20 protein-coding genes and 1 tRNA gene are annotated in these 19,632 nt (G+C 59.8%); 13 read left to right on the top strand and 8 right to left on the bottom strand.

The features are described from left to right. Positions 1-84: 84 nt before the first annotated feature. The 3 genes from tsaD (at position 85) to ACWNRM_RS00640 (ending at position 1,804) form a co-directional block, all read left to right on the top strand. Positions 85-1,173 carry a tRNA (adenosine(37)-N6)-threonylcarbamoyltransferase complex transferase subunit TsaD gene (gene tsaD, locus ACWNRM_RS00650; RefSeq protein WP_485169030.1) on the top strand — a complete coding sequence of 363 codons (1,089 nt, stop codon included), beginning with the start codon at positions 85-87 and terminating at the stop codon, positions 1,171-1,173. Positions 1,174-1,297: 124 nt separating this feature from the next. Next, positions 1,298-1,492, top strand: a complete 195-nt coding sequence (locus ACWNRM_RS00645; protein ID WP_485169029.1) for a hypothetical protein — start codon at positions 1,298-1,300, stop codon at positions 1,490-1,492. A gap of 222 nt (positions 1,493-1,714) precedes the next feature. Then, positions 1,715-1,804: transfer RNA gene (locus ACWNRM_RS00640), tRNA-Ser, on the top strand. Positions 1,805-2,056: 252 nt separating this feature from the next. Here ACWNRM_RS00640 and secB read toward each other — a convergent pair. Continuing rightward, positions 2,057-2,575: a protein-export chaperone SecB gene (gene secB / locus ACWNRM_RS00635; protein ID WP_023978446.1), complete on the bottom strand. Its 519-nt coding sequence runs from the start codon at positions 2,573-2,575 to the stop codon at positions 2,057-2,059. A gap of 233 nt (positions 2,576-2,808) precedes the next feature. Between secB and ACWNRM_RS00630 the strand changes: the two genes are divergently transcribed. The 5 genes from ACWNRM_RS00630 to ACWNRM_RS00610 all read left to right on the top strand — a co-directional run bounded on the left by ACWNRM_RS00630 (position 2,809) and on the right by ACWNRM_RS00610 (position 8,006). Next, a complete protein-coding gene (locus ACWNRM_RS00630) occupies positions 2,809-3,492 on the top strand; it encodes a Tim44/TimA family putative adaptor protein (RefSeq protein WP_485169028.1) in 684 nt (227 codons plus the stop codon). Positions 3,493-3,637: 145 nt separating this feature from the next. Next, entirely contained in the window at positions 3,638-4,795 is a 1,158-nt protein-coding gene (gene mltA, locus ACWNRM_RS00625; protein ID WP_485169027.1) for a murein transglycosylase A, read from the top strand. Then, positions 4,795-5,631: a DNA-methyltransferase gene (locus ACWNRM_RS00620; protein WP_485169026.1), complete on the top strand. Its 837-nt coding sequence runs from the start codon at positions 4,795-4,797 to the stop codon at positions 5,629-5,631. The genes mltA and ACWNRM_RS00620 overlap by 1 nt, the downstream gene beginning before the upstream one ends. Positions 5,632-5,866: 235 nt before the next feature. Continuing rightward, on the top strand, positions 5,867-7,324 hold the full coding sequence (locus ACWNRM_RS00615) for a cytochrome-c peroxidase (protein WP_485169300.1): 1,458 nt from the start codon (positions 5,867-5,869) through the stop codon (positions 7,322-7,324). 55 nt (positions 7,325-7,379) lie between these two features. After that, positions 7,380-8,006, top strand: coding sequence for a Smr/MutS family protein (locus ACWNRM_RS00610; protein ID WP_485169025.1), 627 nt, complete (start codon positions 7,380-7,382; stop codon positions 8,004-8,006). A gap of 61 nt (positions 8,007-8,067) precedes the next feature. On the opposite strand, the gene ACWNRM_RS00605 is transcribed toward ACWNRM_RS00610, so the two are convergent. Both ACWNRM_RS00605 and hemF read right to left on the bottom strand, forming a co-directional pair. Beyond that, positions 8,068-9,195, bottom strand: a complete 1,128-nt coding sequence (locus ACWNRM_RS00605) for a hypothetical protein (protein ID WP_485172132.1) — start codon at positions 9,193-9,195, stop codon at positions 8,068-8,070. Between the two features lie 106 nt (positions 9,196-9,301). After that, the gene (hemF, locus tag ACWNRM_RS00600; protein WP_485169023.1) at positions 9,302-10,243 is read right to left on the bottom strand and encodes an oxygen-dependent coproporphyrinogen oxidase; all 942 of its coding nucleotides are present in this window, start codon (positions 10,241-10,243) and stop codon (positions 9,302-9,304) included. A gap of 178 nt (positions 10,244-10,421) precedes the next feature. Here hemF and ACWNRM_RS00595 point away from each other — a divergent pair, with 178 nt between their 5' ends. Then, a complete protein-coding gene (locus ACWNRM_RS00595) occupies positions 10,422-11,309 on the top strand; it encodes an S-methyl-5'-thioadenosine phosphorylase (protein ID WP_485169022.1) in 888 nt (295 codons plus the stop codon). A 133-nt stretch (positions 11,310-11,442) separates the two neighbouring features. On the opposite strand, the gene ACWNRM_RS00590 is transcribed toward ACWNRM_RS00595, so the two are convergent. Both ACWNRM_RS00590 and ACWNRM_RS00585 read right to left on the bottom strand, forming a co-directional pair. Further along, a complete protein-coding gene (locus tag ACWNRM_RS00590; RefSeq protein ID WP_485169021.1) occupies positions 11,443-11,763 on the bottom strand; it encodes a DUF2934 domain-containing protein in 321 nt (106 codons plus the stop codon). A 30-nt stretch (positions 11,764-11,793) separates the two neighbouring features. Beyond that, entirely contained in the window at positions 11,794-12,468 is a 675-nt protein-coding gene (locus ACWNRM_RS00585) for a dienelactone hydrolase family protein (protein WP_485169020.1), read from the bottom strand. Between the two features lie 50 nt (positions 12,469-12,518). Between ACWNRM_RS00585 and ACWNRM_RS00580 the strand changes: the two genes are divergently transcribed. From ACWNRM_RS00580 to groL, 3 genes are all read left to right on the top strand, one after another. After that, complete coding sequence (locus ACWNRM_RS00580; RefSeq protein WP_485169019.1) at positions 12,519-12,722, top strand: DUF4169 family protein; 204 nt, start codon at positions 12,519-12,521, stop codon at positions 12,720-12,722. Between the two features lie 227 nt (positions 12,723-12,949). Continuing rightward, a complete protein-coding gene (groES, locus tag ACWNRM_RS00575) occupies positions 12,950-13,240 on the top strand; it encodes a co-chaperone GroES (protein WP_023978434.1) in 291 nt (96 codons plus the stop codon). Positions 13,241-13,290: 50 nt separating this feature from the next. Continuing rightward, complete coding sequence (gene groL, locus ACWNRM_RS00570; RefSeq protein ID WP_485169018.1) at positions 13,291-14,934, top strand: chaperonin GroEL; 1,644 nt, start codon at positions 13,291-13,293, stop codon at positions 14,932-14,934. 346 nt (positions 14,935-15,280) lie between these two features. Here groL and ACWNRM_RS00565 read toward each other — a convergent pair whose 3' ends face one another. The 3 genes from ACWNRM_RS00565 to ACWNRM_RS00555 all read right to left on the bottom strand — a co-directional run bounded on the left by ACWNRM_RS00565 (position 15,281) and on the right by ACWNRM_RS00555 (position 18,587). Then, entirely contained in the window at positions 15,281-16,183 is a 903-nt protein-coding gene (locus ACWNRM_RS00565; RefSeq protein WP_485169017.1) for a prohibitin family protein, read from the bottom strand. 373 nt (positions 16,184-16,556) lie between these two features. Beyond that, a complete protein-coding gene (locus ACWNRM_RS00560; protein WP_485169016.1) occupies positions 16,557-17,621 on the bottom strand; it encodes a bifunctional transcriptional activator/DNA repair enzyme AdaA in 1,065 nt (354 codons plus the stop codon). Between the two features lie 51 nt (positions 17,622-17,672). Beyond that, entirely contained in the window at positions 17,673-18,587 is a 915-nt protein-coding gene (locus ACWNRM_RS00555; protein ID WP_485169015.1) for a LysR family transcriptional regulator, read from the bottom strand. Positions 18,588-18,701: 114 nt separating this feature from the next. Here ACWNRM_RS00555 and ACWNRM_RS00550 point away from each other — a divergent pair, with 114 nt between their 5' ends. Beyond that, positions 18,702-19,463, top strand: a complete 762-nt coding sequence (locus tag ACWNRM_RS00550) for an SDR family NAD(P)-dependent oxidoreductase (RefSeq protein ID WP_485169014.1) — start codon at positions 18,702-18,704, stop codon at positions 19,461-19,463. Positions 19,464-19,632 lie beyond the last annotated feature (169 nt).

The raw sequence follows: 19,632 nt of genomic DNA, 5'->3' as shown, positions 1-19,632 counted from the left end.
TTCATGGCTGATCTTGCTACTCCACCGCGTGATCCATGAAAAGAGACGGCTCGCTTATGGCGTTCCATCGCGTTATCAGGGGGAATGGCATGTTTTTCACTCAAGGCCCCGGTTCTGGCCATCGAATCAAGCTGTGACGAGACAGCCTGCGCAATTCTCTCTCCCGAAGGGCAGGTGCTGGCCGAAACCGTGCACACGCAGGCGGGCCATGCGGCGCTGGGTGGGGTTGTGCCAGAAATTGCGGCACGCGCGCACCTGTCCCTGTTGCCTGATATCGTCCGGCAAACACTTGAGAAATCGGGCCTTGCATTGCACGAGATGGGGGCATTTGCGGCCTGTACCGGTCCGGGTCTGATCGGTGGGCTGATTGTGGGCAGCAACTATGCAAAGGGGCTGGCACTGGCGACGGACCGGCCTTTCATCGCGGTGAATCATATCGAGGCTCATGCCCTCACAGCGCGACTGCCGGGGCTGGTCGCGACCGATATTAAATTTCCGTATCTTTTGCTTCTGGTGTCGGGTGGGCACTGCCAATGCGTCGCCGTGCACGGTGTAGGGCACTACGAAAAGCTTGGCGGGACGATCGATGACGCAGCAGGTGAGGCCTTTGACAAGGTGGCCAAGCTTCTGGGGCTCGGCTGGCCGGGTGGTCCGGCCCTCGAAAAGCTTGCGGCTGAGGGCAATGCAGCAAGCATCGGCCTGCCGCGTCCGTTGATGGGCAGGCCGGGATGCGATTTCTCCTTCTCAGGGCTCAAGACGGCAGTTGCCCGACAGATCGAGCCCTATGGCATGGCAGCCCTGCCACGGCAGATTGCGGCGGATATCGCAGCCAGTTTTCAGCAATGCGTTTGCGATGTGATGGCAGACAGGGCGCGCCATGCCCTTCAGGCATTGCCGGAGGCCACGTCCCTTGTCGTGGCCGGCGGGGTGGCTGCCAATAAGACCATCCGCACTGCGCTGGAGCACGTTGCGCAGGAGGCGCACATTCCGTTCGTGGCACCGCCGCTGCGTCTGTGCACGGATAATGCCGTCATGGTGGGCTGGGCAGCTATCGAGACAATTCGGGCCCACGAACAGGCGGGTGTAATGCTTGAGGACGGCATTACAGCCGCACCGCGCCCCCGCTGGCCACTGGGCGATGTTCTGCCTGCCGGGAAACGAGCCGGGACATAGGCCATCCTTCGATAGTATTGAGGCACTACGCGAAGGCCACGACGTGTGATGACCCAGAACTGATTGGCCAGAATGTGCCTTCCGTGCTTGGCTGAAGGCAATAAGAGCGGGAAAGGTGCACGCGATGAGCAAAGAAGATGATGCCTGGTTCAACATTGATGAACAGGCGAGTGCGCTTGAGCGTCAGGCTGGTATTGCCGAACCAGCCCAAACGGTGCGGAGCTTCCTCTGGTCGATCGTTCTACCCACCATTGCCATGGGGGTTTTTCTGCTATGCGCTCTCTGGGCCATCATTTCCTGGTTTCACCTGCTGGGTTGAGTCATCGCTGGGTTTGATACTTGCAACGCAGATGCCGGTATGAGTGCGGATCCGGAGTGACCCTTTCGGGTTCGCTGCGGGAAGAACCGAGGTGCCCACATGGGGTCTGCATGGCGCGCGTCGAATGACGCCTCTTTTCGTGACATTCCCCCTCTTGCATCCCGTTATGAAACCGGGCAAAGAAGCGGCTCTTGCCGCAGGGATCATACCCTGATGAGCGCAGGAGAGGTGGCCGAGTGGTTGAAGGCAGCGGTCTTGAAAACCGCCGTGCGTGTAAGCGTACCGTGGGTTCGAATCCCACCCTCTCCGCCATTTTTCCGAAGATTTCCGATCATGAATCCGACCTGCTCACCAGCAGATTGTCGCGCGCCATAGCGCGTCCGCAGGAGCCTGTCCCGTCATCGACAAAGTGAAAGATGACAATCTCTGGCCGGCTAGACGCCATGCAGGTCAGGTGCAGGTGGAAGTACCCACGGTGTCAGGTGTTTTTTCGGCGCGTCAGCCGTCGCAGGCGCGTGATGCGCGTGCGTTCCGGGAGGGATATGCCCTCCCGGTGCAGGGTGATCAGGCGTTGCCTGCGGTCTCGGGGAACTGTTGGGCGCGCTTGGCCTGCCACAGTGCCACGAAATCGATTGGCTGCAGAACGATCGGCGGGAAGCCGCCATCGCGCGTTACGTCGCTGATGATGCTGCGAACATAAGGGAAAATCAGACGCGGCACTTCAACCAGCAGGATCGGTTCGATCAGCTCGGCGGGGGCGTCGGTCAGCGTGACGATGGCAGCATAGGTCAGCTCGGCGATGAACACCGTGCGGCCCGCTGCACCGCCTTCGGTTTCCGGCGATTCGGTCGCTTCGGCGCGGATGGCGAGTGCAACCTCGAAAACCGGCTGGGCTTCTTCAAGGCGGTTGGCCTGCACATCGATATTTACCGAGATCTGCGGCGCGGAACGCAGCGTTGCGAAAATCGCGGCTCCAGCCGGGACCTCGAAGGAAAGGTCCTTCGTGTATTGCAGATTGACCGACAGGGGCAGGGCGGGCGGGTTGCCCTGGTCGTTGGCCGGGTTCTGGACGGTATCGGACATAAAGCCTCGCATTGCTTGCATGGGCGGTGGTGGACATGCGGTTCACAGAACTGCACATCGTTCCCTCAGGCGGTAGCATGATCACTGACACACGCCAACAGCCTAAGGTTCCGGCGCAAATGTGACCATATTTCGGGCAGGGGGCGCTGGCAGGGAGTTGTGCCACCGTGCGACCCGCTCTACCTAGAGCGTCATGCCCTTCGAGAAAAAAATAGCGGGAAGCTGAAGCTCTGATGTCCGTCCTTTCGCATATCCCCTACGACATTGTCATTTTTGCGGTGCTGACGGCCCTTCTGGTCTGGCGACTGCGTGCCGTGCTCGGTCGTCGCGTCGATGTTGGCGGATCATCCGTGACAGCCGCGCCCGTGCCAGTTCGCTCGCAGCCTGCGGCTGCTGCACCAGCGCCCGTGGAAGAACCGAGCGCGAAATTCGATATTCCCCAGCCTGCCACGCGGGTCGGGCAGGTTCTGGCCGAGATCGCGGCAGCGCAGCCAGGGTTCAAGCCGGAAGTTTTTCTGCAGAATGCACAAAAGGCATTTCGCGATGTCGTGACAGCTTTCGCAACGGGCGATCGCGCCAAGCTGCGCAGCTACCTCACATCCGAGGCATTCGAAGGATTTGATGCAGCCATTACAGCGCGTGAGGCTGCACAGCACCAGCAACGTACGGAAATCGTCGGGATCAATTCGATGGCCATCGTCGATGCCGTGCTTACCCGTCTTGAGGGCGGTGAAAAGGCACGGATCGACGTACAGATAGTCTCGCGTCAGATCAGTATTCTCAACGATGTGGGCGGGCAGCCTTTGATTGGCACAGAATCCGTGACGGAATTCTCGGATCTGTGGGAGTTCGAGAGCGAGACGGGCCGCGACCGGCCGGTGGCGTCGTGGCATCTGGCCGCCGCACGCGCGGCCTGATATCACCTTATCCCTTTCGTTGTCGGAACGCGCATCATGCTTCCGGCTGGCCCATGAATTTGCGCTCTGCGCGCCAGCGTCGCCCTGCTGATGGAGAGATCGGGGTGCGGCGTACTTGCGGGGCGTATGACGAAATCGGTTTGCCATGAAGACAGTAACCCGCCTCTCCCTCGCTCTCGGCCTTGCTTTTCTGTCCTCCTGCGCTGTGCCGCCGGAGGAGTCCGGGCGGCTTGAGCTCACCCCCGTTACCTATGCCATGCTCGATGGCTGGGCATCGGAAGCGCCTGAGACACTTCTGCCCCAGTTGCGTAGCGAGTGTCAGCGCATCACCCGTCTCCCACCCGAAACCCGTCTTGGCGGGGCGACAGGCTCTATTCCCAATGGTAGTCTTGCCGGGGAATGGAGCGGCGCCTGCACTGCCCTTCAATCGGTAGGCAATGAGCCAGGTGCGGCGCGACAGTATTTCGAGCGCTGGTTTGCGCCTTATCTCGTGTCCAATGATGGACTGATCACAGGATATTACGAGCCACAGATTTATGCCTCAGCCCAGAAGGGCGGTGAATTCCAGACACCGCTCTACGGGCAGCCTGCTGACCTTGTCCGCACCAAGGATACGGCAGGTGACTGGGTGACAGGACGCTGGGAGAACGACAAGTTCGTCCCCTACTACAGCCGGGCCGAAATCGACCGCGGCGCGCTTGAGGGACGTGGTCTTGAAATTGCCTGGCTACGCTCGCCCGAGGACCTGTTTTTCCTGCAGATCCAGGGGGCTGGGCGTCTGGTCATGACCGATGGTTCCGTGCGCCGGGTCGGTTTTGCGGCCAAGAATGGCGAACCTTATGTGCCAATCGGCCGTGTTCTGGTGAGTAAGGGGGAGATGGCGGCGCAGGACGTCTCGCTGGCGACACTGCGGGCCTGGCTTGCTGCGCACCCCGATCGTGCCCAGAGCATCATGGAGCAAAACCCGAACTACGTGTTCTTCAGGCGTATCGATACAGTGCCGCTCGATCGCGGTGCTCCCGGTTCGATGGGTATACCGCTCACGCCCGGACGTTCCGTCGCCGTTGATCGCGGTGTGTTGCCGCTGGGCGTGCCGCTCTGGATCGACACGCATCTGCCGCAGGCAAACGGGGCAGAGGGGCACTGGACGCATCTTGTTTTCGCGCAGGATGTCGGCAGTGATATCAAGGGTGTGGGGCGCGCGGACCTGTTTACCGGCTGGGGCACCGAGGCTGAGGCCCTGGCTGGAAAACTGCGCAGTCATGGCCGGATGGTTGTGCTGCTGCCGCATCCACCCGCCTGATGACGCCTGACAAGGTCAGGGCACGTCGGGAGGCGATTGGTCCCCATGCCCTGATACGCGGCGACGCGCTCAATGTGATGCGCCGTATGCAGAACGCGTCGGTCGATATTGTTGTGACGTCCCCACCCTATAATATCGGTCTCGCCTATCGTACCTATAATGATCGTCTGAACGAGCAGGATTATATTGGCTGGATGCAGATCATCTGCGCCCAGATTGCCCGTGTGCTCAAGCCGGGCGGCTCGTTCTTTCTGAATATTGCCGGTTCATCTGCCCAGCCCTGGCTGCCCTTTGAGCTGATTACGCAACTGCGTGATATCTTTGTGCTGCAAAACCATATCGTCTGGATCAAATCAGTCTCGATTGAGGAGAAGACCTACGGCCATTTCAAGCCGGTCAATTCGACGCGCTTCATCAACCATAATCATGAGCATGTCTTTCATCTGACACATCAGGGCGATGTTCCGCTTCAGCGTCTGGCGGCCGGCGTGCCTTTCACCGACAAATCGAATATCAACCGCAGACGCCATGCAGTCGATCGCCGCTGTCGTGGCAATACATGGTTTATTCCCTACGAAACGGTGCGCCACCGCAAGGAAAAATTCCTCCATCCCGCGACATTTCCTGTCGCGTTGCCGACAGCCTGCATGACCCTTCATGGGTATGATGAACGTACGGTGCTGCTTGATCCGTTCATGGGCACGGGAACAAGTCTGATTGCAGCGCACGAACTGGGCGCGATCGGGATCGGGATTGATATCGATACACGTTATGTGTCGGTGGCGCGGCGACGGTTGCGTGAGGCTTTGGGTGAGTCAGATCCGGACGCTCCATGAATCGATGATGAAGTGCCGCACACGGTTCGTTGTCTCGCGAAATACCTGTAATGTATCGCACGTATCGACTGGCTGCGTATGACCTATCGTTAAAACAGATTAATAATATCGGGAGAACCGATCAGGATGATCGGTAACAATACTTTGACAGGCGTAACCCGTTTGGACATGTTGCCCCCATCTGCACAGATTGGGAGATTGACGGTTGTCGGACGCCGCCAGGAAGAAAAAGCTTATAAAAAGAACAATCGCTGGATTGGCGGTCGCCGGGGTTGCGGCATATGGCGTTACGATTGCCTATCTGACCCACTTCGATCATCAGGGCGCGCCTCGCATCCCCACAGGCAGTGCAACCTGGCATGACCCCAAGGCGCTGGCGGCTTTTCAGGCGTTTCAGGAAACGCGCTGCGACTATTGCCACACCGCCAAGGCCGATCTCCCATTTTACTTCAAGCTGCCATTTGCGAACCAGATCATGGAACGCGACCTTGTCGCCGGGCAGCGGCATTTCCGTTTTGAACCCATTCTCGCGGCATTCAGGACAGGCAAGCCCCCCTCAGTCGAGCAATTATCCCGCATCGAGGAAGTGATCAGTCAAAACCGTATGCCGCCCGCGGCCTATCTGCTGATGCATCCGCATGCCTACATGACCGAAAAAGCGCGCCACGACGTATTGACCTGGGTGGCGGATCAGCGTCGACGCTATTACGCGACGCCCGGGGTGGCCCCGCAATTTGCGGGTGAGGTCATCCAGCCGATTCCCGAGAGCCTGCCAGTAGACTGGACAAAAGCCGAGTTGGGTCGACAGCTCTTCTTTGATCGCCGTCTTTCCGGAGATGGCAAGCTGAATTGTGCCAGTTGTCATGGTCTCGACAAGGGCGGCGTGGATAATCTCGTGACGGCAACGGGGATCAATGGGCAGAAGGGGCCGATCAACGTACCAAGCGTCTACAATGCCGTTTTCAACGTGGCGCAATTCTGGAATGGCCGGGCGGTTGACCTGGCAGCTCAGGCGGCAGGTCCAGTGACAAATCCGGTCGAGATGGGATCGCATGACTGGCCTGCCGTAGCAGCCATTATTGCCGGGGTGCCGGAGTATCATACGGCATTTGAAGCGCTCTACGGCCCCAATGCCGTCAATCAGACAACCGTGACGAATGCCATTGCGGAATACGAGAAGACCCTGATCACACCAGATAGTCCCTTCGACCTGTATCTGAAGGGTGACAACAATGCCATTACCGCGCAGGAAAAGCGCGGCTATGAACGGTTCAAGGCGATCGGGTGCTCGGGCTGCCATAGCGGCGTGGCCGTCGGTGGTGACGCCTACGAGGTAATGGGGCTGGAAGGTCCGTACTTCACGGATCGCAAGGCGAGTCTGACGGATGTAGACTCAGGGCGTGAGGGTTTTACCCACGCGCTGGAAGATCGCCAGAAGTTCAAGGTGCCGAATCTGCGCAACGTTGCGTTGACTGCCCCCTATTTTCACGATGGCAGCGCTGCAACTCTGGCCGATGCCGTGCGTCAGATGGCGCGTTACCAGACGCCTTATGCAACGTTGTCGCAGCGAGATGTTGACGATATCGTTGCTTTCCTCAAAACCCTGACCGGCAAATATCAGGGCGTACCTTTGCAGCAGGTGGTTGCGGAGCCACCCCTGAAAGCTCCGGATTTACAACAGGAAGCGCCGTAGGGCGCTGTCCCCTAAACCAGAACGCGTGGCTGTTACGTGTCACTGAGGAAACACCGTGTCACGACGTAATCTGAGTTCTGAAGACGAAACGTTGTGGCAGGCTTTTGCCCGGACCATCATGCCGCTTCGCGGGGGCGGGCGCGATGGACGGCGTGAAAGGACACGACAAAATAACAAGGCCGGGCGCCCAGACGAAACGGTCATGCCGGGTCAGGGTGCCCCGTCTGCGGCATCATTTTCCGTCCCGGAAAACGCCGCTTCCGCGCCGCGCTATGTCGTGCGCGAAATCATGCGGATGGCCACACCTGTGTCACGCCCGGCAAACGTTCGTGAGCGTCTGGAGATCAATGGCCGTCAGCCCGGTCTCGATACGACATCATGGAATGCGCTCACGACGGGCAAGATGAAGCCGCAGAAGCGTCTCGATCTGCATGGGCATTTCGCCCAGGATGCGTTCCACAAGTTGCATCATTTCCTGCATGATTCGAGCAAGCAGGGGATACGCTGCGTCGAAGTGATTACAGGACTAGGTAGCGGTCAGGAAGGCGGCGTGATCCGGCAGGAACTGCCCCATTGGCTGGAACGCGGAGATTTGCGACCGCTGATTCTTGCTGTGGTTCACACGCACAAGCGCAACAAGGGCGCGGTGCGTATCCTGCTCAGGGCGCGCCACCGTCTCTGAAGTCAGCCGCGCCAGATGCCTGTTGCGGCCTGTCAGAAACCACCTTTCGACCTGAGGGGCCTCAGGTCGGCCGGGTTTCCTGTCCCTGACGCCAGCGCGGCTGGTTGTTGTTGATCCAGCGTCGCAACGCCAGAAGTGAGGTGAGCTCCGGCATGCACTGGTTCAGCAGCGGCGCTGCATCTGCGCCAGCCACGACACTCAGATGCTGTGAATCGTTCCAGTTGCGCAGGGCTGTATTGGTAATGGCTTCCTGCGAGGCATGGCGCCAGCGCGCGATGGACAGCGGCGGAGTGAGCATCGGCAGCGCAAGTACCAGCGCCGAGGCCGCCGCGTTCGACACTGCGCGCCATGATTCATAAAGCGCGCCCGCTGGCGCGTGGCCCCGCGCCATGAGATAGGTTGCTTCAAACCCTGGCACATTGGGCACCGCGGGTCCGGAATAGAAGATCGGTTTGATCCCGGCAGGGGCGGTCATGATATCGGCAGAAAGGTCGTCATTGGGTCCAGGGGTGAGCTGAACAGCATCGACTTCACCAGATTTGAGGGCTTCCATCGCTTGCATCTTGTTCGCATAACCGGCGACCGGGAGCGGATGCAGCCCCAGAAGAGACAAGCCGAGCAGGCTGGAGAGCTCAACGCCTGTGGGATGCGACACTGCAAGCCGGACCGGGCGGTCATGAAACAGGCCGCTCAGGCGGGCGCGTATCGTGCGATGCAGTTCAGCACGGGCGAGCGTCACGACTGGGCGGCGTGCCATGATCAGGGCGGCCCAGCGCGAGAAATCGAAATGGACCCGGGCATCACCGGAGAGTGAGGCGATGAGCGCCGCCCCCGGTGCAAGGATGGCCGTTCCGCCATCGGCTTCGGGGCTGACATTGTCGAAAAGATTGGCAGCTGTGACGCCGTCGCGCCCCATGTCGTAATGCACCGCCACAGGCGGTGGTGTGTTCAGCCCAAGTGCCAGAGCCGTGGCCACAAGAGGCGCAACCTGTCCTGGCAGGGAATCCGGACCGCCCCCCACGATGAGACGAGGGGAGTCGACCAGTGAAGAAGTCGAGACACTGCGTTCATCATCCTCCCAGGCGCAGGCCGGAAGGATTGTCGCCAGATTTGACGCGACAAGAGCCGAAAGGAAGGTGCGGCGGGTGGTCGTTCCACCTGACACCAGAGTCGTCAACCTGTTGCGCACTTCTTTCCTTTCACCGCCCGACTGGCCAGCTGACGCTGGTAAGCCAGATGATTGCGGCTAAATCGTGTCGCCACACCCCAGGGTGTTTGCCCTGAAGCACCCTTCATCAGGGCCATTTGACCTCGGGTGGCATGCTCATGAGGATCGCTTCCGTGTTGCCGCCGGTCTTGAGCCCAAACACGGTACCGCGATCATGTATCAGATTGAACTCGACATAGCGACCGCGTCTTATGAGCTGCGCCTCACGATCAGCCTCGGTCCAGGGCTGCATCATGCGCGCACGAACGGCACGTGGATACGCCTCGTAAAAAGCCAGACCGACATCCTTCGTGAAAGCGAAATCCTTCTCGGCGTCACCGCTGTTGAAGTGATCGTAGAAAATGCCGCCAAGCCCGCGTGGTTCACCGCGGTGATGCAGGAAGAAATACTCGTCGCACCAGGCCTTGAACTTCTCGTAATAGGTCGGGTCGTGGGGCTCGCAGGCCTTGCGAAACGTCTCGTGGAAGGCGGCAGCATCTTCCTGCGCTTCAGCGCTGTCGGGAAACATGGGGGTAATATCGCCGCCGCCGCCAAACCAGCCATTGCTGGTAATGATCATGCGGGTATTAAAATGGGCTGCGCTTACATGCGGGTTGCATGGATGGGCCACAAGCGAGATACCCGTTGCGAAGAAACGGGGGTCGACATCGGCCCCTGGCATGTTCTTGCGGAACTCGGGTGAGAATTCGCCCCAGACCGTCGAGACATTGACGCCGACCTTCTCGAAGACACGACCGCGCATGACGGACATGACGCCACTGCCGTGAAGCGCGCTGTCGGGGTCTTCGCTGCGGTTCCACGCTGTACGCACGAAACGTCCGGCCTGCACCTTGTCGCGCAGGACGGGAGAGTTGTTGGCGACGGCCTCGTCCTCGATGGCTTCATACGAAGCGCAGATCTTGTCGCGCAGGGTCTCGAACCAGTGCCGCGCCTTTTCCTTGAAAGAGTCATGAGGCACGTCGTCCCGGATGAGGGTGCCAAATGTCCTGGGGTCCAAGGTCTCGCTCATGGCAAGCTCCACATTCTGTTCCAGCCGGTCTTGCGCCAGCCTGAGAGCCTAGAGCCATATCAGAATCGTCAGAACAGGGCCATGCGGGGCGGAATGAAAACACTGACAGGTTGCGAAGCCAGCCATTCTGGTGTTCCTGAACGCGAGATTTACCGACACAGAGCAAAGGCAATTCGGCATGACTGAAAACGTGACCATCGACCCCGTGATCGGCCTTATTGGCGGGTCCGGGCTGTATGACATCGACGGTCTGGAAGACAAGGAATGGCGTCGGGTCGAAACCCCCTGGGGTGAGCCCTCCGACGAATTGCTGTTCGGCCGACTGGATGGTGTGCGCTGCGTGTTCCTGCCGCGCCACGGCCGTGGCCATCCCATTCCGCCGTCAGAGCTCAATTTCCGCGCCAATATCGATGCGCTCAAGCGCGTCGGCGTGACCGATATTGTCTCTCTTTCCGCTGTCGGCTCGCTGCGTGAGGATCTGCCTCCGGGACAGTTCGTTCTGGTTGACCAGTTCATTGATCGCTCGTTTGCGCGCGAAAAGACCTTTTTCGGTCGTGGCTGCGTGGCCCATGTCGGCATGGCCGATCCGGTTTCGGGCCGTATGGGCGACATTATTGCCGAACAGGCCGAAAAGATCGGCGTGCCTATGGTGCGTGGTGGAACCTATCTGGTGATGGAAGGGCCGCAATTCTCGACCCGTGCAGAAAGCGAGCTGTATCGTCAGTGGGGTTGCTCGGTCATCGGTATGACCAACATGCCAGAGGCCAAACTCGCCCGTGAAGCCGAGATGTGCTATGCCAGCATTGCCATGGTGACAGATTACGATTGCTGGCACGACGACCATGACTCTGTGACGGTCGATGCGGTTGTGGCCGTCATGACCCAGAATGCCGCCAAGGCGAAGGCGCTGGTCAAGGCCATCATTCCCGAACTCGGCAGGAAGCGCGGTCTGTGCCCCTCGGGTGCAGAGCGGGCCCTGGATCACGCGATCATTACAGCTCCGGCATCACGCGACCCTGCCATGCTGGCAAAGCTGGATGCCGTCGCAGGCCGCGTTCTGCGCTGAGAACGGACCTGTCTCGATAGACTGGAATGAAAAAGGCTGACCCGAAAGGGTCAGCCTTTTCCTGTTGATGCAAAGCACTTCCTGTATTCTAGCGCTGGAAGCCCCCGCGTTAGTCCCTTAGGGGCTTGGGCGATCAGGCCTGATCCTGTTTCTCCGGGAAATGCTCACGGTCCCCTTGGTCGGTTTGACGCTCGGGGAATTCTCCAAGGTTCTGCTGGATCTCAGCATTCTCGACCTGAACATCAGCAAATTGCGGGTCAGGCAAATCCTTCACGGGAATCTCTCCCGCGTGCGGATGCTCTTCCATGCCGATAATTTCCGAGGCATTCTCATGGTAGGCCTCAGGCCCGCAATCAGGCTTGCCATCGGCTTCCCATAGTTCCTTTGCCTTGACGGCAATGCGGGCATCGCGCTCGGGACTGTCAACGAGCGGATTGGTGCTGTCTGCGGGCATGATGGACTTCCTGACTGAAATTGTGGGGTATCAGAGATGGGCCTCGAAGAACGCCATGCTGCGTTCATGAGCGAGGTCCCGGGCCGGCTTGTTGAAGCTCGGACGATCATTGCAGCCGAAACCGTGACCGGCGTCGTCATAGACGAAGATCTCGACCTCAGGCCTGTTCTCGCGAATGGTATTGATGTCGGTATGGGGAATGTGGTCGTCCTTTCCGCCAAAATGCAGTTGCACCGGGCAGTGGGGCTTTTCATGGCTGAGCGATGCGATGCCGCCGCCGTACCAGGCGCAGGCGGCCGCAAAATTGCGCGTGCGGGTCGCTGCCTCCCATGCCACAAGGCCACCCCAGCAAAATCCCAGTATGCCGACCCTGGAATGACCATGATGGTTCAGGGCATGGCAAGCTGCGGTGATATCGGCCTGCAATGCATCGGGGCTGATTTTCTCGCGTAAGGCAAGGCCCTCGGTCATGCCTTCGGAATCATAGGGGAGAACCACATCGCGCTCTGCACGATCGAACAGGGCAGGGGCAATCACATGGTAGCCATGGCATTCCGCCAGTTCATCACATACGGCGCGGATGTGATCGGTAAGGCCGAAGATTTCCTGAACCACGACAAGGGCACGACGTGCCTTGGCGTCGCCTGCTTCATAGGCAGAAAAATGATGCGTGTCCGAGGCGGTCAGGGATATCAGGCGTCCCATGGAACAGCCCTCCTTCTTGCTTGTTCATCTTAATCAGGAGCAACGATAACATGGCAGAGATCGTCAACCTGCGTCGGGTACGCAAACGTCTGGCGCGGGAGAAGGATGCCCGTGAGGCCGATGAAAACCGGCATCTTTTCGGGCAGAGCAAGGGCGAGCGCGCCAGAACAACGCAGGAAAGGAACCGTCTGAAGCGCGAGGTCGATGGCGCCCGGCTTGAGGCGGTGCCGCAGTTGCCCAAGGAGGGCAACTGATCGAACGTCCCTCGACCGCGAAAAGAGCAAGTGCCGACTTGCTGATTTTTTGATGAAATTTAGGCGGCAGTGATGGCGGAGGTCTTGACGCTGGGCGGGGGCTCTCTTACCTGTTTGGCACTCTCGCTACGGGAGTGCTAACGCGCTGCGGCTTAGCGGGCGCGCAAACCGGCGGCGTTGCTTTTGAGCAAGGGCGTCGCCTTAGAGATAGAGTGGAGCGATCCATTATGACAAATTTTCGGCCTTTGCATGACCGTGTCGTCGTTCGCCGCCTTGAGGGCGAGCAGAAGACGGCCGGTGGCATCATCATTCCGGACACCGCCAAGGAAAAGCCCATGGAAGGCGAAATCGTCTCCGTCGGTCCGGGTGCCCGCAATGAGCAGGGTCAGCTGGTAGCACTGGACGTCAAGGCTGGCGATCGCGTGCTGTTCGGCAAGTGGTCCGGCACCGAGGTGAAGATCAATGGCGAAGAGCTGCTGATCATGAAGGAAAGCGACATCATGGGTGTGATCGGCTGATTTCCAGCCTCCCCATTCTCGCACACTGAACCTCTACTGGAGAAAAGATTATGGCTGCCAAAGACGTAAGATTCGGCGCTGATGCCCGCCAGCGTATGCTGCGTGGCGTGGACATCCTGGCTGACGCTGTGAAGGTCACGCTGGGCCCGAAGGGTCGCAACGTTGTTCTGGACAAGAGCTTCGGCGCACCGCGCATCACCAAGGACGGCGTTTCCGTCGCCAAGGAAATCGAGCTGGCTGACAAGTTCGAGAACATGGGCGCCCAGATGGTGCGCGAAGTGGCTTCGAAGACGAACGACATCGCTGGTGACGGCACGACTACCGCGACCGTTCTGGCGCAGGCCATCATCCGTGAGGGCGCCAAGGCTGTTGCTGCCGGCATGAACCCGATGGATCTGAAGCGCGGCATCGACAAGGCTGTCGTAGCCGTTGTGGAAGAGCTGAAGGCGAACACCCGCAAGATCACGACCCCGGCCGAAACGGCTCAGGTCGGCACGATCTCGGCCAACGGCGAGCATGAAATCGGCGAGATGATCTCGCAGGCCATGCAGAAGGTTGGTTCCGAAGGCGTGATCACGGTTGAGGAAGCCAAGGGCCTCCACACCGAGCTCGACGTTGTCGAGGGCATGCAGTTCGACCGCGGCTATATCTCGCCGTACTTCGTGACGAACGCCGAAAAGATGATGGCGGATCTGGATAACCCCTACATCCTGATCCATGAAAAGAAGCTGTCCTCGCTTCAGCCCATGCTGCCGCTGCTCGAGAGCGTTGTGCAGTCCGGCCGTCCGCTCATGATTATCGCAGAAGATGTCGATGGCGAGGCTCTGGCCACGCTGGTCGTCAACAAGCTGCGCGGTGGCCTCAAGATTGCTGCTGTCAAGGCTCCTGGCTTCGGTGACCGTCGCAAGGCCATGCTGGAAGACATCGCCATCCTGACGGGCGGCCAGGTCATCAGCGAAGACATCGGCATCAAGCTCGAGACCGTCACGCTCGACATGCTCGGTCGCGCCAAGAAGGTGCATATCGAGAAGGAAAACACCACGATCGTTGAAGGCGCCGGTAACACGGACGACATCAAGGGCCGTTGTGCACAGATCCGCGCGCAGATCGAGGAAACCACCTCGGACTACGACCGTGAGAAGCTGCAGGAACGTCTGGCCAAGCTGGCCGGTGGCGTTGCCGTCATCCGCGTCGGTGGCAGCACCGAAGTCGAGGTGAAGGAGCGCAAGGATCGCGTTGATGACGCGCTGCACGCAACCCGCGCTGCTGTTGAAGAAGGCATCGTTCCGGGTGGTGGTACGGCTCTTGCCCGCGCTTCCGTTGCCCTGAAGGACCTGTCCTTCCAGAACGACGACCAGCGCGTTGGTGCGGACATCATCCGCAAGGCCCTGCAGGCTCCGCTGCGTCAGATCGCGTTCAATGCTGGTGAAGATGGCGCTGTCATCGCTGGCAAGGTGCTCGAAATCAACGAGTACACGCACGGCTTCGACGCACAGAACGCCGAGTACAAGGATCTGGTGGCCGCTGGCATCATCGATCCGACCAAGGTTGTCCGTACGGCTCTGCAGGATGCAGCTTCGGTTGCTGGCCTGCTGATCACCACGGAAGCCATGGTTGCCGAAAAGCCCGAGAAGAAGGCCGCTCCGGCCGGTGGTCCGGGTGGCATGGGTGGCATGGGCGATATGGATTTCTGATCCAGCGCCTTTCCATCGAGGTTACGAAAGAGCCGCCCTGTCGCAAGACAGGGCGGTTTTTTCATGGGCGGGGTACGAGTGAGATCACTGCCCGTAGGCTTCGTCACCTTGGGGGGACAGGTAAACGGGTCGGGATCGCAGCTTTGGGCATGACCAGTCAGATTTGTAGCGTTGGTCCCCTCGATGGCCGCATAGGCAGAAAGCGCGCCAGATCAGGCAGGGAGTGAACCCCGGTCGATGGCCTATCCGATCTGTATTCTAGCTGGGAGGGCAGGCTGGATGTGCGTCGGAGTGATGAGGGGCCTTTTCCGAAAGAAAGACCCGCCATCAACGAGGGGCTGTCGCCTTATTTCTGAACGGCACCCATGGTGCCGATGAAGGGCAGGGGAGCGCCTGCGCTCAGATAGGTCGGCATGGTGCCTGACCAGCGATCAAGCGCCTTCTGCTGCAACAGCGCCGGTGTCAGGGATTGCGAGACAAGGCTATTGGCTTTGGCCTGGGCCTGCGAGGTCACCAATAGTGCCTGTGCCTGCCCCTGAGCCGTGGCAATTGCGGCGTCGGCCTGTGCCTTGGCCTGCACCACCTGAGCCTGTGCCGAGATCTGGGTCTGCTGCAACGTGTACTGGGCCTGAAGCGCCTGTTGCTGGGCGACCTGCTTGGCCTCAATGGCCTGCGCATAGGCCGTCGAGAACGCGAAGTTCGCAGTGTTCACGGAATGAATGGTCAGATGGTAGGGCTGAAGCGAACGGATGATAAGATCCTTGATCTGCCCGTCCACCAGATCACGCTTCGTGATGAGTTCCTCGGCGTTGTAGTTGGCCGTAATGGCTTTCACGTCGTTCGAGACCGTGGGTTCGATGATACGGCGTGCGAGCATGTCCAGCGTGCGGAAATCACGATAAAAACCCGGGGCATCGGCTTGTGCGATGTGGAATGTTACCGAGACAGACGTACGCACGTCCTGAAGGTCGTGCGTGGCAGCCTGCTCATGCGAGGTGATGGTCTGCGGCTGGGTCGAGACTGAAGTGATCCTCTGATAGACAGGTATCGCGATATGCAGCCCGGGCGCGAGAGCGCTGGGCTGGACCGAGCCAAAATTGGTCAGGATGCCGCAATAGCCTGACGCGATCTGGTAAAACGGATTGAGGACCGCAACAATCGCAACAGCACCCAGTGCGACGACGCCAAGTTTGATTATCCCTGAGGGTACCTGCACGGGTAGTCTGGGTGGCGGCTGAGGAAAAGACATGTTGCTTCGGATTCCTGTCCAGTATTCGCTCCTCTGTTGCAGGAGCGAATATACTGTTGCAGGCATGAACTGTAGCAGCAAGTAACAGTGTCGTAACGAAAAGGCGGGGTAGTGAAAAAGTGCCGGTGTTCGTCGCAGGCTAATGTATCGTCACTGCCGGTTGGCCAGGTATATGTCATTCAGGTGCGTTTTGTCTGAAATGCTTCTCCGGGGAGCTGGGATATACGCATTCTTTCTGCCTCGCTGCCGACCATATCGGCCCTGTGCAGGATTGCCCTGCCCATAAACGCCTCCTGTTTCAGCGTCACTTTAGGATCCCGGCATCCTGATTGAAGCAGCAGGTGCCACCGGGAGGGAAACGGGGTGCGAGGGATTATGTTGCAGTCCGGCTGCCAAACGCGTGCTCGATCTCGATCAGGCGTTGCTTGCGCCATAATCCGCCGCCATAGCCTGTCAGGCTGCCATCTGCGCCGATCACGCGATGGCAGGGGATCATGAGCGCGATGCAATTGGCGCCATTCGCTCGCGCCACGGCCCGGACTGCGCCGGGATGACCGATGGTGCAGGCAAGGGCGCTGTAGCTTCGTGTTTCGCCGGGCGGAATGTCCTGAAGGGCGCGATGAACGCGGCGCGTGAACTCGGATCCCTGGGGGGCGAGGGGTGTCTCGAAACGGGCTGATACACCCGCGAAATAGGCGTCGAGTTCCGCATGTGCCTGCTCGGTCACCTGCGTTCTGCCGAGACCGAGAGGTGATTTGAGCGCCGCTTGCAGGGCTTTGAGCTCACGAGGGAGGGCCTTGCGATCAATGAATTCGAGAAGGTGCAGGTGACGCGTCGAGCATACCGCCAGCATGTCGCCCAGCGGCGTCGCAATCCAGCTGGCCTGTAGCAGGCCACCCTGTTGCAGCGTGCCTGGCGCACAACCGATCAGTCGGGAAAAGGCGTCGCGAAAGGCACTGGCGGATTCAAATCCTGAATCGAGCTGGGCGGCTATGACTGGCTCTCCCTGTGAGAGGGTCAGGAAGCCGTCGCGCAAGCGACGCTGCCGGGCCATATCCAGAAAGGTCATGTTAAAGTGCCGCTTGAAGCTGCGCCTGACAGTTGAGGGGTCCAGCCCGAGGGCTGCGAGATCCTGCTCGTTCCAGCGCCGTCCCGGATTGGCATCGAGCCTGTCGAGCAACCCGGCAATGAGCGGGTCATGAGCGGCGCCGCCCTGGAGCGGATGACATCGCTTGCAGGGGCGGAACCCGGCCTCGATGCAGCTGCGCACGCTGTCGCGAAAGGTGCAGTTGGTGGAGAGAGGTTTGCGTGCCGGGCATGTCAGACGGCAGAATATTCCCGTCGTTCCAACACACACGAAAACCCGTCCGTCATATCGGGCATCGCGCGCAAGAAGCGCCTGATAGAGCGTGTCATGGGAGGGAAGGTCGAACAGCATGAGATGACGCTAACCCCTCCGTTCAAAACGTGAGGCCGGAAAACGGGCGTTTCATTTTTCTACCTGTCTGCGATTGTTTCTGTCGAACGCAGAAAAGATGTCGATCAGCCAATCCATGAAAACGCGTACGCGCGGTGGGAGCTGCCTGTTGCTGGGGTAGAGAAGCGTCAGGGGCGTCGGGGCCGGAGGAAATGCAGAAAGCACCTCGACCAGCGCGCCGCGTGCCAGTTCGGCCTCGAAGCGATAACGCGGCGCCTGGGCCAGACCAAGCCCGAGGCACGCTGCTGTCGCCGAGGATTCCGCGCCTGAAACGAGAAGCCGTGCCGGCAGGATACGCTCGACAAGCTGGCCGCCAAGGCTGAATTCCAGCGGCAGGACCTGCTTCGTGCGGGACGAGGCGAAGCCGATCATGCAATGCCCGTCCAGATCGTCCGGGTCACGGGGCGTGCCATGACGGGCAAGATAATCCGGGCTGGCCACCGTGATTTCCGGAAGCAGGCAGAGCGGGCGAGCCATCATGTCGCTATCGGGCAAGGGGCCGCCACGTACAACGCAATCCACGCCTTCACGCAAAAGATCGACGAGCCTCTCGCCTTCGCCCAGATGCACGGTAAGCTCCGGATGACGGGACAGGAAATCGGGCAAAGCGGGCAGGATAATGGTGCGTGCAAGATGCCCGACCGTATCGAGACGGATCACGCCGCTCAGCGCTGAGCCGATGGACCGGTCGGCCTCCTCGAGTGAAGCGACGATCGAGCGGCAATGGGCGTAGTAGAGTTTGCCTTCCTCCGTGGGCTGTACGTGGCGAGTGGAGCGATGCAACAGCCTTGTGCCAAGACGTCGTTCCAGCGCCAGGATGGCAGCACTCGCAGCGGGTCGTGAAACACCGCAGGAAGAGGCCGCTGCGCTGAAACTGCCGCGCTCGATGACGCGCAGGAAAAGCTCGATACTGGCCAGTCTGTCCATGAGCCTATCCTGCCGATTGTTCTGTTTTGGTGAATAATGATGACAGGAATGGGCGGCTTATCGCAAGCCAGCACGCGTGGTCTCCTCTGCGTATCGAAACAAGAGGATATCACCATGACTTCCATTCAACGCATCGCGCTTGTGACGGGCGGTAGCCGTGGCCTGGGCCGAGCCACCGTCGAGGCTCTTGCCCAGAGAGGCATTGGCGTCATTCTGACCTATCAGGGTAATCGGGAGGCGGCGGAGGCCGTTGTCGCTCTGGCTGAGCAATCCGGTGTAAAGGCTGCCACGCTCAAACTCGATATGACCAGCAGCGACAGTTTCAACACTTTCGCCGGGCAGGTGAGGGACATTCTGGGCCGATGGGGCTTCGCCCATTTCAACTATCTAATCAATAACGCCGGCAGTGCGCATAATGGCGGCCTGGCAGATACCACCGAGGCCGAGTTCGACCGCATGTATGGCGAACATCTCAAGGGGCCGTTCTTCCTGACACAGGCGCTCTTGCCCCTTCTGGCGGATGGCGGACGTATTCTCAATATCAGCAGCGGCCTAACACGTTTCACCTTTCCCGGTCGCATCGTCTATGCCTCGATGAAGAGCGCGGTCGAGACCATGACGCGCTATATGGCGAAGGAACTCGGCCCGCGAGGCATTACGGTCAATGTCGTGGCACCCGGCGCCATACAGACCGATTTCTCCGGTGGCGCCGTGCGGGACAATCCCGAGATTGCCCGTCATATCGCCCAGAACACGGCGCTGGGGCGTGTCGGCCTGCCTGATGATATCGGCCCGATGATCGCCTCGCTTCTTTCCGATGACAACCGCTGGGTCAACGCGCAGCGCATCGAGGTATCTGGTGGGCAGTCCATCTGACGATGTCGTAGCTGCTGTGGTCACTCAAACCGAGGTTACCTCAGGCACGAAGGTGGTCTGAGCGGGTGCGGGCTATCGCGCGGCGCGGCGTTGCACCTTTTGCACCCAGTCGTGACACAGCGTCTCTCTGGAAAGGGGGGCACATCCCCCCCATGCCCGATTCAGAGGC

The sequence above is a fragment of the Asaia sp. A2 genome, from assembly GCF_057319415.1.
Note: the sequence above shows the minus strand (reverse complement) of the source record. Positions and strands in the feature narration are given on the sequence as shown.

Excerpts from the sequence above, each read along its gene's own strand:
- ACWNRM_RS00565 (WP_485169017.1), bottom strand. The coding sequence starts at position 16,183 with ATGTCTTTTCCTCAGCCGCCACCCAGACTACCCGTGCAGGTACCCTCA.
- tsaD (WP_485169030.1), top strand. The coding sequence starts at position 85 with ATGGCATGTTTTTCACTCAAGGCCCCGGTTCTGGCCATCGAATCAAGC.
- ACWNRM_RS00555 (WP_485169015.1), bottom strand. The coding sequence starts at position 18,587 with ATGGACAGACTGGCCAGTATCGAGCTTTTCCTGCGCGTCATCGAGCGC.
- groL (WP_485169018.1), top strand. The coding sequence starts at position 13,291 with ATGGCTGCCAAAGACGTAAGATTCGGCGCTGATGCCCGCCAGCGTATG.
- ACWNRM_RS00595 (WP_485169022.1), top strand. The coding sequence starts at position 10,422 with ATGACTGAAAACGTGACCATCGACCCCGTGATCGGCCTTATTGGCGGG.
- ACWNRM_RS00590 (WP_485169021.1), bottom strand. The coding sequence starts at position 11,763 with ATGCCCGCAGACAGCACCAATCCGCTCGTTGACAGTCCCGAGCGCGAT.
- ACWNRM_RS00630 (WP_485169028.1), top strand. The coding sequence starts at position 2,809 with ATGTCCGTCCTTTCGCATATCCCCTACGACATTGTCATTTTTGCGGTG.
- groES (WP_023978434.1), top strand. The coding sequence starts at position 12,950 with ATGACAAATTTTCGGCCTTTGCATGACCGTGTCGTCGTTCGCCGCCTT.
- mltA (WP_485169027.1), top strand. The coding sequence starts at position 3,638 with ATGAAGACAGTAACCCGCCTCTCCCTCGCTCTCGGCCTTGCTTTTCTG.
- secB (WP_023978446.1), bottom strand. The coding sequence starts at position 2,575 with ATGTCCGATACCGTCCAGAACCCGGCCAACGACCAGGGCAACCCGCCC.
- ACWNRM_RS00645 (WP_485169029.1), top strand. The coding sequence starts at position 1,298 with ATGAGCAAAGAAGATGATGCCTGGTTCAACATTGATGAACAGGCGAGT.
- ACWNRM_RS00550 (WP_485169014.1), top strand. The coding sequence starts at position 18,702 with ATGACTTCCATTCAACGCATCGCGCTTGTGACGGGCGGTAGCCGTGGC.
- ACWNRM_RS00560 (WP_485169016.1), bottom strand. The coding sequence starts at position 17,621 with ATGCTGTTCGACCTTCCCTCCCATGACACGCTCTATCAGGCGCTTCTT.
- ACWNRM_RS00585 (WP_485169020.1), bottom strand. The coding sequence starts at position 12,468 with ATGGGACGCCTGATATCCCTGACCGCCTCGGACACGCATCATTTTTCT.
- ACWNRM_RS00620 (WP_485169026.1), top strand. The coding sequence starts at position 4,795 with ATGACGCCTGACAAGGTCAGGGCACGTCGGGAGGCGATTGGTCCCCAT.
- ACWNRM_RS00580 (WP_485169019.1), top strand. The coding sequence starts at position 12,519 with ATGGCAGAGATCGTCAACCTGCGTCGGGTACGCAAACGTCTGGCGCGG.
- hemF (WP_485169023.1), bottom strand. The coding sequence starts at position 10,243 with ATGAGCGAGACCTTGGACCCCAGGACATTTGGCACCCTCATCCGGGAC.